The 16,163-nt window shown below is 67.5% G+C and carries 16 protein-coding genes and 1 pseudogene; 13 read left to right on the top strand and 4 right to left on the bottom strand.

Annotated elements, in window-relative coordinates:
- Position 1 precedes the first annotated feature (1 nt).
- The 4 genes from pstS to ACOYJQ_RS15570 all read left to right on the top strand — a co-directional run bounded on the left by pstS (position 2) and on the right by ACOYJQ_RS15570 (position 3,094).
- Positions 2-1,024: a phosphate ABC transporter substrate-binding protein PstS gene (gene pstS / locus ACOYJQ_RS15585; protein WP_433459706.1), complete on the top strand. Its 1,023-nt coding sequence runs from the start codon at positions 2-4 to the stop codon at positions 1,022-1,024.
- A 388-nt stretch (positions 1,025-1,412) separates the two neighbouring features.
- The gene (locus ACOYJQ_RS15580; protein WP_433459704.1) at positions 1,413-2,129 is read left to right on the top strand and encodes a hypothetical protein; all 717 of its coding nucleotides are present in this window, start codon (positions 1,413-1,415) and stop codon (positions 2,127-2,129) included.
- A gap of 139 nt (positions 2,130-2,268) precedes the next feature.
- Positions 2,269-2,574, top strand: a complete 306-nt coding sequence (locus ACOYJQ_RS15575) for a hypothetical protein (protein ID WP_433459702.1) — start codon at positions 2,269-2,271, stop codon at positions 2,572-2,574.
- Positions 2,575-2,698: 124 nt separating this feature from the next.
- A complete protein-coding gene (locus ACOYJQ_RS15570) occupies positions 2,699-3,094 on the top strand; it encodes a hypothetical protein (RefSeq protein WP_433459700.1) in 396 nt (131 codons plus the stop codon).
- A 260-nt stretch (positions 3,095-3,354) separates the two neighbouring features.
- Here ACOYJQ_RS15570 and ACOYJQ_RS15565 read toward each other — a convergent pair whose 3' ends face one another.
- Both ACOYJQ_RS15565 and pdxY read right to left on the bottom strand, forming a co-directional pair.
- Positions 3,355-4,071: an NUDIX hydrolase gene (locus ACOYJQ_RS15565; RefSeq protein ID WP_433459698.1), complete on the bottom strand. Its 717-nt coding sequence runs from the start codon at positions 4,069-4,071 to the stop codon at positions 3,355-3,357.
- Positions 4,071-4,919, bottom strand: coding sequence for a pyridoxal kinase PdxY (gene pdxY / locus ACOYJQ_RS15560; protein ID WP_433459695.1), 849 nt, complete (start codon positions 4,917-4,919; stop codon positions 4,071-4,073). Before pdxY ends, ACOYJQ_RS15565 begins: the two co-directional genes overlap by 1 nt.
- Before the next feature lie 189 nt (positions 4,920-5,108).
- Between pdxY and ACOYJQ_RS15555 the strand changes: the two genes are divergently transcribed.
- On the top strand, positions 5,109-5,627 hold the full coding sequence (locus ACOYJQ_RS15555; RefSeq protein WP_433459694.1) for a DedA family protein: 519 nt from the start codon (positions 5,109-5,111) through the stop codon (positions 5,625-5,627).
- A 226-nt stretch (positions 5,628-5,853) separates the two neighbouring features.
- Positions 5,854-7,014: a patatin-like phospholipase family protein gene (locus tag ACOYJQ_RS15550; RefSeq protein ID WP_433459693.1), complete on the top strand. Its 1,161-nt coding sequence runs from the start codon at positions 5,854-5,856 to the stop codon at positions 7,012-7,014.
- Between the two features lie 7 nt (positions 7,015-7,021).
- On the opposite strand, the gene ACOYJQ_RS15545 is transcribed toward ACOYJQ_RS15550, so the two are convergent.
- Complete coding sequence (locus ACOYJQ_RS15545; protein WP_433459691.1) at positions 7,022-7,249, bottom strand: hypothetical protein; 228 nt, start codon at positions 7,247-7,249, stop codon at positions 7,022-7,024.
- A gap of 244 nt (positions 7,250-7,493) precedes the next feature.
- On the opposite strand from ACOYJQ_RS15545, the gene ACOYJQ_RS15540 reads away from it, so the two are divergent.
- The 5 genes and pseudogenes from ACOYJQ_RS15540 (at position 7,494) to sfsA (ending at position 13,371) form a co-directional block, all read left to right on the top strand.
- Positions 7,494-8,102 carry an anthranilate synthase component II gene (locus ACOYJQ_RS15540; RefSeq protein WP_433459689.1) on the top strand — a complete coding sequence of 203 codons (609 nt, stop codon included), beginning with the start codon at positions 7,494-7,496 and terminating at the stop codon, positions 8,100-8,102.
- A 77-nt stretch (positions 8,103-8,179) separates the two neighbouring features.
- Positions 8,180-9,205, top strand: coding sequence for an anthranilate phosphoribosyltransferase (gene trpD / locus ACOYJQ_RS15535; protein ID WP_433459688.1), 1,026 nt, complete (start codon positions 8,180-8,182; stop codon positions 9,203-9,205).
- On the top strand, positions 9,202-10,017 hold the full coding sequence (gene trpC, locus ACOYJQ_RS15530; protein WP_433459686.1) for an indole-3-glycerol phosphate synthase TrpC: 816 nt from the start codon (positions 9,202-9,204) through the stop codon (positions 10,015-10,017). The genes trpD and trpC overlap by 4 nt, the downstream gene beginning before the upstream one ends.
- 222 nt (positions 10,018-10,239) lie before the next feature.
- Positions 10,240-11,661, top strand: a pseudogene (locus ACOYJQ_RS15525) (DEAD/DEAH box helicase); the annotation flags it as partial.
- A gap of 984 nt (positions 11,662-12,645) precedes the next feature.
- Positions 12,646-13,371 (top strand): DNA/RNA nuclease SfsA, encoded by a 726-nt coding sequence (sfsA, locus tag ACOYJQ_RS15520; protein ID WP_433459685.1) that lies wholly within the window; start codon positions 12,646-12,648, stop codon positions 13,369-13,371.
- Positions 13,372-13,490: 119 nt separating this feature from the next.
- On the opposite strand, the gene ACOYJQ_RS15515 is transcribed toward sfsA, so the two are convergent.
- Positions 13,491-14,345, bottom strand: coding sequence for an FkbM family methyltransferase (locus tag ACOYJQ_RS15515; protein ID WP_433459684.1), 855 nt, complete (start codon positions 14,343-14,345; stop codon positions 13,491-13,493).
- A 140-nt stretch (positions 14,346-14,485) separates the two neighbouring features.
- On the opposite strand from ACOYJQ_RS15515, the gene map reads away from it, so the two are divergent.
- Together map and radC are read left to right on the top strand one after the other, a co-directional pair.
- Positions 14,486-15,313, top strand: a complete 828-nt coding sequence (gene map / locus ACOYJQ_RS15510; RefSeq protein WP_433459793.1) for a type I methionyl aminopeptidase — start codon at positions 14,486-14,488, stop codon at positions 15,311-15,313.
- 88 nt (positions 15,314-15,401) lie between these two features.
- The gene (radC, locus tag ACOYJQ_RS15505; protein ID WP_433459683.1) at positions 15,402-16,100 is read left to right on the top strand and encodes a RadC family protein; all 699 of its coding nucleotides are present in this window, start codon (positions 15,402-15,404) and stop codon (positions 16,098-16,100) included.
- Positions 16,101-16,163: the final 63 nt, after the last annotated feature.

The raw sequence follows: 16,163 nt of genomic DNA, 5'->3' as shown, positions 1-16,163 counted from the left end.
CATGAAGCGCGCAGGTCTCAACGCAGCGCTGCGGGTAGCGGCGTTCGCGGCGGCCCTTTGCCTCGCCGGCGGGGTGAAGGCCGTTGAACTCAAGGGAGCGGGGGCGACCTTCCCCGCCAACCTCTACGCGGAGTGGATCGGCGAGTTCAACCGGGCGAACCCGGAAATCACCGTCAGCTACGACGCGGTCGGCAGCGGCGAGGGCATCCGGCGGTTCACGCAGGGCGTCGTCGCCTTCGGCGCCACGGAGCGCCCGATGACCGAGGCGGAAGTCGCGCGTGTCGAGGAGGGCGTGCTGCACGTGCCCACCACGGCCGGCATGGTGGTTCTCGCCTACAACATCCCCGGCCTGTCGCAGGATCTGCGGCTGAGCCGCCAGGCGCTGGCGGGGATCATGAGCGGCCAGATCAGGAACTGGAACGACCCGCTCATCCGCGCCGCCAACCCGGACATCGAGCTGCCGGAAAAAACCATCGCCATCGTCGCCCGACGCGACGCCAGCGGCACCACCTTCTCCTTCACCAACCATCTGGCGACCGTCAGCGGAAGCTGGCAGGAAGTCGGCACCAGCGTCGCCTGGCCGGGCAACACGATGGTCGTTTCCGGCAACGAGGGCGTCGCGGGGCGGATCGCGATCACGGAATATTCGATCGGCTATGTCGAGTACTCCTTCGCGGCCCGGCTCAGGCTGCGCTCGGCGCTGCTGGAGAACAAGGCGGGACGGTTCGTCCGCGCGGACGGCGCCTCCGGCGCCGCGGCGCTGGCCTCCGCGCTCGACGCGATGCCCGAAGACGGGCGCCAGCTCATTCCCGATCCCGAGGGCGAGGCGGTTTATCCCATCGTCTCGTATAGCTGGGCGCTGCTGCGCACCGCGAACAAGGACCCGCAGGTCGCCGACGCGCTGAAGCGTTTCGTCGGCTGGGGTCTCGTCGAAGGCCAGACGTTCGCCGACCGGCTCGGTTACATCCCGCTGCCCGCCCCCGTCGTGGAGCGCGCGCAGTCGATTCTCGGCCAGTTGCGCTGAGCCCCTCCCCTTCCGGCCCCTCACGGGAGCCGGAAATCATGGCATCGGGGCGCTGTCCGGCGATCGTTACCGGATAGCGCCCCGAGATTTCATGACGGGGTCGAAGAACGATCCATCGCGTATCTCCACGGAACGCGCCGGGAGCGCCCGGCCGCGCGGATCGCTGTTCCATTACAATGTACATTATCTATATTCTTTAACCCATATGACCACATCGCGACAGCATATCGTTTTGCAACGACATTTATGTTCGATATCCTCCAGACACGGGAGGGGCACAAGCCAGTGCGGCGCTCCACCGTGGCCCGCAAGGAGCCGGCGCAAGACCTGACGTGCCGGTGATTCGGGAAATGCCGGCAGGGGCGATCGGTAAGGCGGGAGGAAACGGATGGCGCTTTTGATGGACCTTCAGGCGATCGAGACTGCGCTGGTGCGTCTGATAGCGCTATCGGCTGCGCCCGAAGCCGATGTTTTCGAGGACAAGGAGCCGCTGTCGGCGGATGTCGTGCGGCGCATGATAGGCGGCTACGCCTATATCAACGAGCTGCTGCGCGCGCAGGTGAACCTGTTCAGCTACGGCAGTTCCGCCCACTGGCTCGAACTCAACCACCTCGTGCTGTGCGGCGCGACGCCGGAGCGGAGGGAACAGTTTCGCAACCATATCGCGCAGACGGAGCGCCGTTTCTATGACGATTCCATCGGCGGCATCGGCGAGCGGATCGACTGGCTGATGCGCCATCGCTCCAATTCTCCCGAGGCGCTGGCGGCGGGGATCTTCCTGCATATGACGAGCGCGCCGCAGCTTTTCATCGAGGGCAACCGCCGCACGGCAACGCTCGTCGCGAGCTACGCGCTGACCTCCCGCGGGCGCCCGCCGCTGGTGGTGACGGAAAACGACTACAAGGCCTATTTCGCGCTCACCGACGACTGCAAACATATGCACAGGGATCGCTGGGACCATTTCCTGTCCTATTACGGGTTCAGCTACCGCATGGAACGCTTCATCCGGCAGACGGCCGACGCACGCTATCTGAAAGAAAGCGACGGGCCGGAGGGGCCGGCGACGGGCATGGCGTCTTCCCCTTGCCGGGCGAATCCGTCATAGCTCTTCACGGTGCGCGTCTGCCGGCAAGGCGACTCAATTTCGCCACGATGCGGACGAAGCATGCCGCGCCTTCAACCTTTATTCATCCTCACCTGTCAGCCTGCGTCGCGTGACAGCCATCCGAATGCAACAGACCATCATGATTCGCATTGTTCTCCTGTCCGGGTTCGCGTGCCTTCTTTCCCTGCCCTCCGCCATGGCGGAGCAGACGCTCGCGAACGCCGCCGAACCCGCTTCCAGACCCGGCAGCCCTACCTTCGTGCTGCCGGCGAACGACGGCTATGGCGTGGCCGATTGCCTGTCCGTCGGCGGCGAATGCGCGATTCAGGTCGCCAACGCCTGGTGCGCGGCACAGGGCTATCATCACGCATCGGAAATGAGGACGGTTTCCGCCGGCGAGAGATCCGCGCGCGGACCCGCGGTTGCCGTGACCTGCGATCCGTGATCGCACGGCGCACGCCGGCCAGACGAAACGGGAGGATGGCCGGTTGACCGCGCCGCCCGTCCTGACGATCTTGCAAACCGCCGGACGGGCGATCCGTCCGCGCCGCTGCCCCGGAGAGGCCTACGTGACCTTCACAGCTTTCGCTTCATCCTGCACAGCTTTCGCTTCATCCCGCACCGGAGCGCGCAGCGCTCTCGCCTGCGCGTTGCTCGCCGCGCTGACGGCCGCCTCCTGCAACACCACCCAGAACGCGCCCGTCAAGCCTGAAGCGCAGGACGGCTCCGTCTATGCCGCGCCGCTCAACACCGCGGCCCTGTCGAAGCAATCCTGCGGCGCCCCGATCATCGCCTACCGCAACCTGATCGACAGGGACGTGCGCACCGGCTTCCTCAGCCAGTCGGTCTACGACCGGATCGCACCGCAGATCGCCAGCGCCGCGGCCACCTGCATAGCCGGCAACGAGGCCGCCGCCCTCGCCTCGCTGCGCGCCACGAAAAGCCAGTTCGGCTATCCCGTCTGACGGGAGCATCGCCCCCGGGCGCATCTTCCGATCAAACGGTTCCGTTTGATCGGAACGCGCTCTAAAGCGGCAGACATTCAAACTGAATCGAACTGCCGCTCTATGTTTTTGTTTTAGAGCGGCGTGCATTCAAGCGGAATCGTCACGCCGCTTTAAATTCCATATTTTACCGCAACTTGCGTTCAAATCGATCAATCGACTTGAACGCAAACTGCTGTAGCATCGGACCGAAAAGTGCACACACTTTTCGGTCCGATGCTCTAAAGACGGCTTTCGAGAAACGCCACGATATAAGCCGGCATGGTGTCTATATCGATGTCGGCGCGCCCGCGCACGATGCGGATGCCGGACAATTCCGGCTCCGCCTCCCGCGCCAGAAAGGCGTCGATCCGCGCCTTCATGACCTCGGCCGGCAGGTCGGAGCGGGCCTCGCGCAGCAGCGCGATGCGCGGTCCGTCCAGCACGCCGGTCCAGCCGGCATCGAAGGTGACGGTATCCGGCCCGAGGCCCGTTTCCTCCAGCAGTTCCCGCTCCACGCTGCCCGCGATGTCGACGCTGTCGTCGGGGCGAACGTCGTTGCGGTCGAGGCTGCCGCCGGGAAAATACACCTTGCCGCCATTGGCCGTATGCGCGCCCATCTCGCCCAGCAGATAGGCGCCGTCGCCGGAGCGCAGCGCCGCGACGCCGAAGCAGTTGCCCACGCCGGGTTCGGGAAAGCCGAAATCGTGCATGGCGAGGAAGCTGGCGTAGTCCGCCTCGCGCAGCCGCACCGCGAGCACGCCGTCCTCGACGGCGCGGCTGACGCATATGAGCACGATGCCGTTGAACAGCGCGGGCTTTTCCCTGATGCGCCGATCCCAGTTCGCCGCGATCCGCGCGTGGTTCTCGCGCGCCCACGCCCACGGCTCGCGCTCAAGGACGGCCTCGACCCGCCGGAGGGCGACGACCCGCAGGCCGTTATGCGCGCGCGCCGGCATTACACGGGCTGCGCCGTGAAGCGAAGCGTGGGCGCGACGAATTCGTCCTGCGCCTCGATGAGCCGCAGCTCGCGCCCGCCCAGTTCCACCGTCGTGCGGAACAGGCCGTGCATGGACGAGGCGGCGGCTTCCAGCGCCGCCACCGCCGAACGGGTTTTGAGGTAGTGCACGAAGAACAGCGCGGCGATGACGTCGCCGCCGCCGTTGACGGTGATCGGCAGGCGCGGCGTGCGCACCCGATAGAGCCCCTCGCTGCCGGAGGCGAGCAGGTCGAGGCTGTCGTCGGGCGTGTCTTCGGTGATGACGGACGTCACCAGCACGACACCCGGCCCCTTCGCATGCAGGCCGTCGATGGCGGCGCGCGCCAGCGCCAGCGTGGGCGCGGCGTGTTTGGCCAGCAGCTCCAGCTCGAAATGATTGGGCGTGATGACATCGGCGGCCGGCACCGCATGATCGCGCATGAATTCCTCGATGCCGGGCCGCACGAAGACGCCGCGTCCGACATCGCCGATGACCGGATCGCAGCAATAGAGCGCCGCCGGATTGGCCGCCCGCACGCGCCCCACGGTGGAGACGATGGCGTTGCCGATATCGGCCGATCCCATATAGCCGGAGAGCACCCCGTCGCAGGTTCCCAGAACGCCGCGTTCGCCGATGCCGTCGACCAGATCCTCGATCGAATGGCCGTCGAACACCCGCCCCTTCCAGGAGCCGTAGCCCGTGTGGTTGGAGAACTGCACCGTATGGATGGGCCATACGTCGATCCCCAGCCGCTGCATGGGAAAAATGGCCGCCGCATTTCCGACATGGCCGTAGGCGACATGGGACTGGATGGAAAGCACGTTCATTGTTATCTGGAACCCCGGCTGGATGCATCGTCCCGCGCGGGCCTTGCCGGCCGCGCGGTCCGCGGCCAGGCTCCCGCACAAGCCGCGACGAGCGTTTCTACGTCCGCGGGAGGCTGGCCGCAAGGGTCCCGCTACAAACATCCTCGCTCGTCCCGCGCCGCCCGCCTTGCTTACGATGACGGAGCACGCATGACCATCGCAACCCTCATCGACACCGTGATCGTCTTCGCGCGCGACAATGCCGCGTGGGCCGCGCCGATCGTCTTTCTGGTCGCCTTCGCGGAATCGTTCGCCGTGCTGGCGCTGCTGGTGCCGGGATGGGCGATCCTGATCGGCATCGGCGCGCTCACGGGCGCGGCGGGCATCGACTTCTGGCCCCTGTGGGCCGCGGCGGCTTCGGGCGCGGCGCTCGGCGACTGGATTTCCTATTGGGTGGGGCACCGCTTCAGGCACGGCGCCACACGCTGGTGGCCGCTGTCGCGCCATCCGGCCATGGTGGAGCGCGGCTACGCCTTTTTCCGGCGTTTCGGCGCGTGGAGCGTCTTCATCGGCCGCTTCTTCGGCCCGCTGCGGGCGGTGGTGCCACTGATCGCGGGCGTCTTCGGCATGCGGCAACTGCCCTTCCAGTGCGCCAACGTCGCCTCCGCCCTGCTGTGGGCCTTCCTTCTGCTCGCGCCGGCCGGGGCTGCGGTGCGCGGGCTGATGTGAACGCGGCCGCGAGACATTTTTCGCCACTGTGCTCATGCGACCATAGCTTACCGGACACGATTGGCGTATGCACGGCTGCCGGAAACGCAGGGCTCATACCGTTTCCCAATGAGCCCCTCTCGTCGAGAAACGGCATGAGCCCGCGCGGCGCTCGAACGGAACCCGCGCGACCCGCCGGAAGCGGGAAACGTCGGCGCAATGCGCCGGACAGGAAAGATGTAGTCAGATGGATGCTGTCGCTCCCCTCTCCAGAAGAGCCGTGCCGCCGGGCTGGCGGCCGGACCGTTGCGATCGCATCGCCCTCGTGTTGCAGGGCGGCGGCGCGCTTGGCGCCTATCAGGGCGGCGTCTACGAGGCGCTGCACGAGGCGGGGCTGGAGCCCGACTGGGTTTCGGGCGTGTCGATCGGCGCCGTCAACGCCGCCATCATCGCCGGCAACCCGCCCGACCAGCGCCTGCCGAAGCTGCGCGCCTTCTGGGAAAAGATCACAGAGCGCAAGGTGTGGGCCTACACCCCCGACGGCGACATCTTCCGGCAGTTGCGCAACGCCAACAGCGCCTTCCTCACCTACATGTTCGGACAGCCGGGCTTCTTCACGCCGCATGTCCCGAGCCCTTTCTTCAGCCCGGCCGGCGCGCGCACGGCGACGAGCTTCTACGACATGTCGCCGCTGGGCCAGACACTGGAAGAGCTGATCGACTTCTCGATCATCAACAGCCAGAGGATGCGCTTCGCCGTGGGCGCGGTGAATGTCATGACCGGCAATTTCACCTATTTCGACAACGCCCACGAGGAGATCGCGGCCGAGCACATCATGGCTTCCGGCGCGCTGCCGCCCACGCTGCCGATGCAGAAGATCGGCACGGATTTCTACTGGGACGGCGGTCTCGTGTCGAACACGCCGCTGCAACACCTGCTCGACCAGTCCGACCACCAGAACTCGCTGGTTTTCCAGGTCGATCTGTTCAGCGCCCGCGGCGCGCTGCCGCGCGACATCTTCGATGTGTTCAGCCGGCAGAAGGACATCATGAACTCCTCCCGCACGCGCTACAACACCGATGTCTACCGCCAGATCCATCAGTGGAAGACGCGGCTGCTCGCGGCGCTGGAGAAAGTGCCCGACGAGCTGCTCACCGACGACGAGCGCTACCTGCGCCACCAGCTCGGCGACATGCCGGAAATCACCATCCTGCAACTCATCTACCAGCAGACGGCCTACGAGGGGCACGCGAGGGATTACGAGTTTTCCGGCACCTCGATGCGCGAACACTGGCACACGGGCTACGAGGACACGCGGCGCACGCTGCTGCAACGGGAGTGGCTGGAGATGCCGCCGCCCGGCGCGGGCATTGTGGTGCACGACGTGCACCAGAAGCGCGCGCTCTGAAAACGCCCTACCGCGCGGCAGGCGCCCGCAGGCCGGCGCTCGGCGCGGGCGTTGCGGCGGCGGGAGCGGCCGCCGCCTGGGGCGCGACGCGCGAGGGCACGAGATGCTGTTCGGAAGGCGGGGGCGGCACGTTGTTGCCGCCTTGCAGCACGCCCGGAGGCAGCCTGCGCGCGCAGCCGGCGAGCGCCGCGGCGGCCGCGACGGTGATGACCACGGCCCATCGATTGATCGTCATGACAATTCCCTCCTGCCGCATGCGGGATCGTCGCATGCGGATTACGCGACTCGTGCGCGACTTCCGGCACAGATGCGGCCGGTCGCGGCCGCGCCGGGCAATCTACAGCATTTTTTCCCCGATGCGAGCCCGCGCGCGCGGCGGCGCGGGCATGAAGAATTTGCGTCACATCGCTTGACCCCGCGCGGCTCGCGGCGTTAACAAGCCTGTTCAGGTTTCCGGTATGCAGCAGGAAAGTGCCGCCATGGCGCGTATCGTCCTCATCGACAACTATGATTCCTTCACGTGGAATCTGGTGCATCTCGTCGCCTCCACCGGCGCGCAAGTGGACGTGTACCGCAACGACGCCGTCACGGCGGAGGAGATCCGCGCCGGCGCGCCGGACGCCATCGTGCTGTCGCCCGGCCCCTGCACGCCCAACGAGGCGGGCATCTGCCTCGACGTCATCGCGCGGCTCGGACCGAAGATTCCGCTGTTCGGCGTGTGCCTCGGCATGCAGGCGATGGGACAGGTCTACGGCGGCGAGGTCGTGCGTGCGCCGCAGCCCATGCACGGCAAGCTCTCCGAAGTCCGCCACGACGGGCGCGGCCTGTTCCGCGGCATCAACGGCCCCTTTCAGGCGACGCGCTATCACTCGCTCATCGTCGATCGCGCCACGCTGCCCGACGATCTCGCGGTGACGGCGGAAGCGGACGGGCTGATCATGGCGCTGTCGCACAGGACGCTGCCGGTGCACGGCGTCCAGTTCCATCCCGAGAGCATTCTTTCCGAGCACGGCGCGACCATCGTGCGCAACTTCCTCGACCTCGCCGGCGCGTGGAACGCATCCGCGCGCCTTGCCGAACCCGTCTGAACCGGCGCCCGCAGGAACCCGTTTCCGGAATCCCTCGCCAGAAGCCATTGCCAGAAGCCCTCGCCAGGAACCGTTTCATGGATGCTTTCAAGCCCTTCATCGCCAAGGTCGCCACCGGCGCCTCGCTCAGTCGCGAAGAGGCGCGCGCGGCGTTCGACACCATTCTGTCGGGCGAGGTCACGCCCGCGCAGGGCGGCGGCTTCCTGATGGCGCTGCGCGTGCGCGGCGAGAGCGTGGCGGAGATCACCGGCGCCGTGGAGGCGCTGCGCGCGCGCATGCTGCGCGTGGAAGCGCCTGAAAACGCCGTGGATATCGTCGGCACCGGCGGCGACAATTCCGGCAGTTACAATGTTTCCACGCTGGCCGCCATCATCACGGCGGCGGCGGGCGTGCCGGTCGCCAAGCACGGCAACCGGGCCGCGTCATCGAAATCGGGCGCGGCGGATGTGCTGGCCGCGCTGGGCGTCAACCTCGGCGGCGGTCCCGACGTCATCGCCCTCGCCATCCGGGAGGCGGGCGTCGGCTTCATGTTCGCGCCGAACCACCACGCCTCGATGCGGCACGTCGCCTCCGTCCGGGTGGAACTCGGCACGCGGACGCTGTTCAACATCATCGGCCCGCTGTCGAATCCCGCCGGCGCGCGCCGGCAGGTGCTGGGCGTCTATTCCTCCTCGCTGCTGGCGCCGCTGGCGGAAGTGCTCGGGGCTCTGGGGTCGGAACGGGTGTGGCTGGTGCATGGCCTCGACGGGCTCGACGAACTGTCGACGGCCGCGCCGACCGATGTCGTCGCGCTGGAGAACGGCGACATCCGCCGCTTCACCGTGACGGCGGAAGACGCCGGCCTGCCCCCCGCGCGGCCGGAAGACCTGCGCGGCGGCGACCCGGAACACAACGCGCGTGCGCTCCTCGCGGTGCTGGAGGGCGAGCGATCGCCCTATCGCGACATCGCCGTGCTCAACGCCGCCGCCGCTCTCGTCATCGCGGACAAGGCGGCGAACCTGCGCGAGGGCGCGGCCATCGCCGCCGCGGCGCTCGATTCGGGCAAGGCGCGCGCGACGCTGGACAGGCTCGTCGCGGTTTCCAACGGCGGGAGCGGCGCATGACGGCCCCGGACGTGCTGGCGCGGATCGAGACGTACAAGCGCGCGGAGATCGCCGCCGCGAAGGAGGCCTTGCCGCAGGCCGAGATCGAACGGCGGGCCGCGGCCGCGCCCGCGCCGCGCGGATTCGCGGCGGCCATCGCCCGCCATCTCGGCGCGGGGCGGCCGGCGCTCATCGCCGAGATCAAGAAGGCGAGCCCCTCGAAAGGGCTGATCCGGGCCGATTTCGACCCGCCCGCGCTGGCGCGCGCCTATGCGAAGGGCGGCGCGACCTGCCTTTCCGTGCTGACCGACGGTCCCTCGTTCCAGGGCGATCCGACCTATCTTTCGGCGGCGCGCGAGGCGTCCGGCCTGCCGGTGCTGCGCAAGGATTTCCTGTTCGATCCCTACCAGGTCTATGAAGCGCGCGCCTGGGGCGCCGACTGCATCCTGATCATTCTGGCGAGCGTCGACGACGTTGCCGCCCGCGCGCTCGCCGACACTGCCCGCGCGCTCGGCATGGATGCGCTCGTCGAGGTGCACGACGCGGCCGAACTCGACCGCGCGCTGGCGCTGGGAGAAAAACTCGTCGGCATCAACAACCGCAATCTGCGCACGTTCGAAACCTCGCTCACGGTGAGCGAGCGGCTCGCGCCGCGCATTCCCGCCGATCGCATTCCGGTAGGCGAAAGCGGCATTTTCACCCACGCCGATGTCGTCCGCCTGCGGGCGGCGGGCGTCGATACCTTCCTCGTGGGGGAGAGCCTGATGCGGCAGGAAGACGTCGAGGCCGCGACCCGCAACCTGCTTTTCGGCGACGCGGCGCCGGCCGCGTGAGCCGAAAAGCGTGATGCAAAGTCATCAGCCATCCAAAAACCGCCGTCAGGCGGCGCGAGCTTGCAAGAGACATCCGCGTATTCATTGACTTTAAAGCGTAAACTTCTATGGTCCGCAACAAGGATGCGGGGTGTTCCCCATCCAGGGACGGGCCGTTGCCGGCCCAGCGTCGCCATTCGGGACATGCGGTTCCGCTCTTCGGCGCCTGTTTAACGGAATACGATGTCGTTTTCGGAACTCGGTCTGAGCGAAAAGGTCTTGCAGGCGGTCTCGGCCGCCGGCTACACCTCTCCCACCCCCATCCAGGCGCAAGCCATTCCCCACGCATTGGCGCGGCGCGACGTGCTGGGCATCGCCCAGACGGGCACGGGCAAGACGGCGGCTTTCACGCTGCCGATGCTCAACCTGCTGGAAACCGGGCGCGCACGGGCGCGCATGCCGCGCACGCTCATTCTTGAGCCCACGCGCGAGCTGGCCGCGCAGGTGGAAGAGAGCTTCGTCAAGCTCGGCGCCAACCACAAGCTTTCCGTGGCGCTGCTGATCGGCGGCGTGTCCTTCGCCGATCAGGATGCGAAGATCACGCGCGGCGTCGACGTGCTGATCGCCACGCCCGGCCGCCTGCTCGACCATTTCGAGCGCGGCAAGCTGCTGCTGACCGGCATCGAGGTGCTCGTCATCGACGAGGCCGACCGCATGCTCGACATGGGTTTCATTCCCGATATCGAGCGCATCTGCAAGATGGTGCCCTTCACCCGCCAGACGCTGTTCTTCTCCGCCACCATGCCGCCGGAAATCCAGCGGCTGACGGAACAGTTCCTGAGCAACCCGGTGAAGATCGAGGTCGCGCGCCCCTCGTCCACCGCCAGCACGATCACCCAGCGGCTCGTCGCATCGGGCGCGGAAGCGCACGACAAGCGCGCCGTGCTGCGCAACCTCATCAGAAACGCCGAGGATTTGCAGAACGCCATCATCTTCTGCAACCGCAAGCGCGATGTGGCCATCCTGCTGCGCTCGCTGGAACGCCACCGCTTCAACGCGGTCGCGCTGCACGGCGATATGGACCAGATGTCGCGCATGCAGGCGCTCGACAAGTTCCGCACCGGCGGCGCGACGTTGCTGGTGGCGAGCGACGTGGCCGCGCGCGGTCTCGACATCCCCGAGGTGAGCCACGTCTTCAACTACGACGTTCCCTTCCATGCCGAGGATTACGTGCACCGCATCGGCCGCACCGGCCGCGCCGGGCGCTCGGGCTATGCCGCTTCCATCGTCACCAGCCATGACGCCAAGGCGCTCGCGGCCATCGAGGCGCTGACCGGCCAGCCCATCGCCTGGGAAGGACCGACCATCGACGAACTCCTCGCGGAACAGCCGGAACTGGAGCAACCCGATACGCGGCGCGGACGCTCGTCCTCGCGGCGCGAGGGCGGCGAGACGCGCGAGCGCCGCGGCACCCACGCGGGACGCTCCGTGCGGCGGACGGATGCGCCGGAACCGGCGGAAGTCGCGCGCCGCAACGCGCCGCCGCCGCGCCAGCACGAGCCCGTGCGCGCCGGCGACCGCCACAGCCGCTTCCGGCGCGAGGACGACGATTTGCCCGTGGTCGGTTTCGGCAACCATATCCCGGCCTTCCTGCTCCGCGCCGTGAACCTCGACGCCCTGTCGTCGGATAACGATTTCACCGAGCACGACAACGAACTCGAAGTGATCGAGGACGTCGCCGACGAGGCGGGCGAGGATGCGGCCGTCGCGCGCGAGCGCGCGGAGCAGCCCGCGACGGGCCGGGAAGGATCGTCACGCAGGAACCGCTCGCGCCGGGCGAAATCCATCGCGATTCGCACGCCGGAAGACGAGGCGCCGCCCGAAGCGGCGTCGGCGGCCGAGGCGGCGGTCGCGCAAGCGGCCCCTCCCCTGCCGGCGGAAACGGACGACGCGACGGCAGTCGCCGGGCCGGTCGCCGTCGTGGCGGAAGCGCCTTTGCCCGAAGCGCAGCCTGAAGAGCCGGCGCTTGCCGAGTCGCAGCCGGCTGAAATCCCCTCCCCGGAGACCTCATCCGCAGAGATTTCCCCTGCGGAGACATCTCTCGCCGAAACGCCGGCGGCTGAGCCGCAGGAGCCGGCCCCTGCCAAACCGGCGCGCCGCACGCGCCGGAAGGCCGAAACTGCCGGCGAGACGCCGGCGGCGGCCGAGGAACCGGCTGCGAAGCCGACCCGCACGCGCCGCAAGACCGCCGTGAAGGCGGCGGAAGACACGGCCGCGACGGAAGCGGCGCAGCCCGGGGCAACGGAGCCCGTCGCGGAAGAAGCTGCCGCGAAGCCGGTGAGGCGACGCCGGAAGGCGGCGGCCGAAGCGAATGCCGACGTAAACGTCGAGGCAAACGCCGAAGCCGGCGACGAAACGCCGAAGAGGACGCGCCGCACGAAAAAGGCGGCGGAAGAAGTCGTCGACGGCGATGCGGCGACCGCGGCGGCGAAGAAACCCGCCGCCCGCAGATCGCGCAAGAAGGCGGAAGCCGCCCCCCGGCCTGACGCGGAGCAGGGCGATGACACGCCAGGCGGAGAGCGCGGTCTGGAAGAGCGCGATGCGGCGAACGCCGCGCCGGTCGAAACGCCTTCGGAAACCTGATCACCGATGCGGTTCGACGTTCCGCTGATCGAGGGCCGGTTGTTGCGCCGTTACAAGCGCTTCCTGGCCGATGTCGATATCGCGGGTGAGACCGTGACCGTGCATTGCGCCAATCCCGGCGCGATGATCGGCCTGACGGAGCCGGACAATCGCGTCTGGCTGTCGCGGTCGTCGAACGCGAAACGCAAGCTTCCGCTGTCGTGGGAGATGGTGGAAGCCGTTTTCGGCCCGCAGAAGCACATCGTCGGCATCAACACGGCGCACCCCAACCGCATCGCCGCGGAGGCGATCGCGGCAGGCGCCATTCCCGAACTCGCGGGATATTCCGGGCTGCGCCGGGAAGTGCGCTACGGCAAGGCGAGCCGCGTCGACATCCTGCTGGAAGCGCAAGACCGGCCCGCGTGTTATGTCGAGGTCAAGAACGTCCATCTGATGCGGGAACCCGGCCTTGCCGAGTTTCCCGATGCGGTGACGGCGCGCGGCGCGCGTCATCTCGCGGAACTGGGCGACATGGTGGAAGCGGGGCATCGCGCAGTGATGCTCTTCGTCATCCAGATGCCGGCGGATCGCTTCACGCTGGCCGCCGATATCGACCCGTTCTATGCGCAGGCCTTCGCGCGCGCCACGGCGCGCGGCGTCGAGGCGCTGGCCGTCTCCTGCCGCCTCGATCCGGGCGGCGGCGATATCCCGGCCATCATCGAGCTGGACAAGGCGGTGCCCGTTCCGGGTTAGAGCGGGATGCGATCAGGTTGAATCGCCATCCCGCTCCAAATTCCATATTCTACCGCAACTTGCGTTCAATTCGATGAATCGACTTGAACGCAAACTGCTCCAAAGCGCGTTCCGTTCAGTCAGCCGCGCGCGTAGACGACATTGAGGCGCGTGCGGGCGACCTCGCGAAAGCCGTTCTGTCCCAGCAGCGCGTGCAGGTCCGTCTGCCAGCGGCTTTCGCTGTTTTCGAGAATGAGCAGGCGCGGCCACAGGCTTTGCGGCGCCAGGGCGAGGAACGGCTCCAGAATGAGGTCTTCCGCGCCCTGCACGTCGAGCTTGATGGCGTCGACATGGGTGAAGCCCTCGTCGCGGATGACGTCGAGCATGGTCCGGGCGGGCACGCGCAGGGTGGGCGCGTTGGCGGAGCCGACGATCTTGATGCTGGCCTCGCCGATGTTGGAGGGATCGAGAAACAGCGTCACCTCCCCCGCCCTGTCGGCGAGCGCGCAGGCGATCGCCTTGACGGTGCCGAAACGGTTGACGCCGATGTTCCAGACCAGCCGCTCGAACACCTCCGGCTGCGGCTCGATGGCGAGAATCCGCGCGCGCGGCCCCGCGTGCGCCGCCGCATGCAGGGCATAGAAACCCGCGTTGGCGCCGACATCGAGAAACACGAAATCCTCCGTGATCGCGGCGCGCAGGATCGCCAGTTCCTCGGCATCGAAGAACTGCGGCGTGAACAGCACCTTCTTTTCCGAAATATTGTTGTAGGGCTTGATGCGCATGCGCGCGCCGAGCGCCTCGATGTCGAGCGGCGCCCCCGCGAGAGAACGCAGGACGAGGTTGCGCAGGAAAAACGCACAGCGCCGACCTGCCCAGGTATCCGGCAGCCGGCCTGTCAATGCGAGCGCCGACCTGATGAACGGGGCTGGCGCGTAAGCGCCGAAGGGCTCCGATTCGGTCGGCATGGCTTGTGCGATCAAGTCTGTCACCATGAATCGATCATTACACCCCACCCGGCTCGCACGCCAGTCTCACGAACATCACTGCCTGGTTGCACGGAATGTCTTGCATGATGCGTCGTCTCGCTTAGATTGGAAAGGAGCACGATGCAAGGTTGCGCAACAGGTTTCTCATGAACGAATTCGAGGGCGCCGTCACCACGCGCCGGTTTAACGACATCATCATCTACGGCCCGGAGGATTTCGCCGGCATGCGCAAGGCGGGGCAGGCCGCCGCCGCCTGTCTCGATCTGCTGACGGACCTCATCAAGCCCGGCGTCACCACGGCCGCCATCGACGCGCTCGTCGCCGGCTACGGCGAGGAACACGGCTACCTCTCCGCAACGCTGATGTATCGCGGCTATCGCCATTCCTGCTGTACGTCGGTCAATCACGTCGTCTGCCACGGCCAGCCGAACGACAAGCCGCTGCGCGAGGGCGACATCATCAATGTCGACGTCACCTTCGTCGTCGACGGCTGGTATGGCGATTCGAGCCGCATGTACTATGTCGGCGAGGTGCCGCGCAAGGCGCAGCGGCTGGTCGAGGTGACATACGAATCACTGATGCGCGGCATCGCGGTCGTGAAGCCCGGCGCGACGCTCGGCGACATCGGCGCCGTCATCCAGGAATACGCGGAGGGCGAGCGCTGCTCCGTGGTGCGCGACTTCTGCGGCCACGGCGTCGGACGCTCGTTCCACGAGGCCCCCAGCGTGCTGCATTACGGGCAGCGCGGCGAAGGCGTCACGCTGAAGCAGGGCATGATCTTCACCATCGAGCCGATGATCAATCTGGGGCGCCCGCACGTCAAGGTCCTGGCGGACGGCTGGACCGCCGTCACGCGCGACCGCTCGCTCACCGCCCAGTTCGAACATGCCGTGGGCGTGACGGAGACGGGCTGCGAGATATTCACCCTCTCCCCGGCCGGGTTGCATCATCCGCCGTTTTCCACCGATGCCTGATGCCTCGTCCGGCGCGAAGGAACATGCCGCGGGCCGCGGCATGACGCGGTGCGCGGTCGGCCGCCACCCGTAGCGAACCTGCATTTTCATGACCGAGCGGGCCTCTTCCGAAGAAACTCCCCATTTCCACGGCCATCGCGACAGGCTGCGCGCGCGTTTTCGCGACGCGGGCGCGGATGCGCTGGCCGATTACGAACTGCTGGAACTGGTGCTGTTCCGGGCCATTCCCCGCCGCGACGTCAAGCCGATCGCCAAAGATCTCATCCGCCGCTTCGGCAGCTTCGCGGAAGTGCTGTCCGCCCCCGAGCGGCTGCTGGCGGAGACGGAAGGCATCGGCCCCGGCGTCGTCACCGATCTCAAGCTGATCGAGGCCGCCGCCCGGCGGCTGACGCGCGGCGCCGTCGCCGGGCGCTCCGTGCTCGATTCATGGACGGCCGTGCTCGATTATTGCCGCACCGCCATGGCCTTCGCGCCGAAGGAACATTTTCGCGTGCTGTTTCTCGACAAGCGCAACCAGCTCATCGCCGACGAGGAACAGCAGCGCGGCACAGTCGACCATACGCCCGTCTACCCGCGCGAGGTCGTCAAGCGGGCGCTGGAACTGTCGGCGAGCGCCGTCATCCTCGTCCACAATCATCCGTCGGGCGACCCGACCCCTTCGGCCGCCGATATCCGCATGACGCGCGAGATCGTCGACATCGCCACGCCGCTCGGCATCGCCGTGCACGATCACATCATCGTCGGGCGCAAGGGCCACGCCAGCCTGCGCGGCCTGGGCATCATGTGACGCCGTGCGGGCTCGTCCTCTCCCGATGGGCCACGCTCATCGGGAGACGGTATTAAGCGGAAA

It is taken from the genome of Pseudochelatococcus sp., from assembly GCF_050946405.1.
Taxonomy (GTDB): Bacteria; Pseudomonadota; Alphaproteobacteria; order Rhizobiales; family Beijerinckiaceae; genus Pseudochelatococcus.
This window is presented reverse-complemented; position numbering and strand designations above follow the sequence as displayed.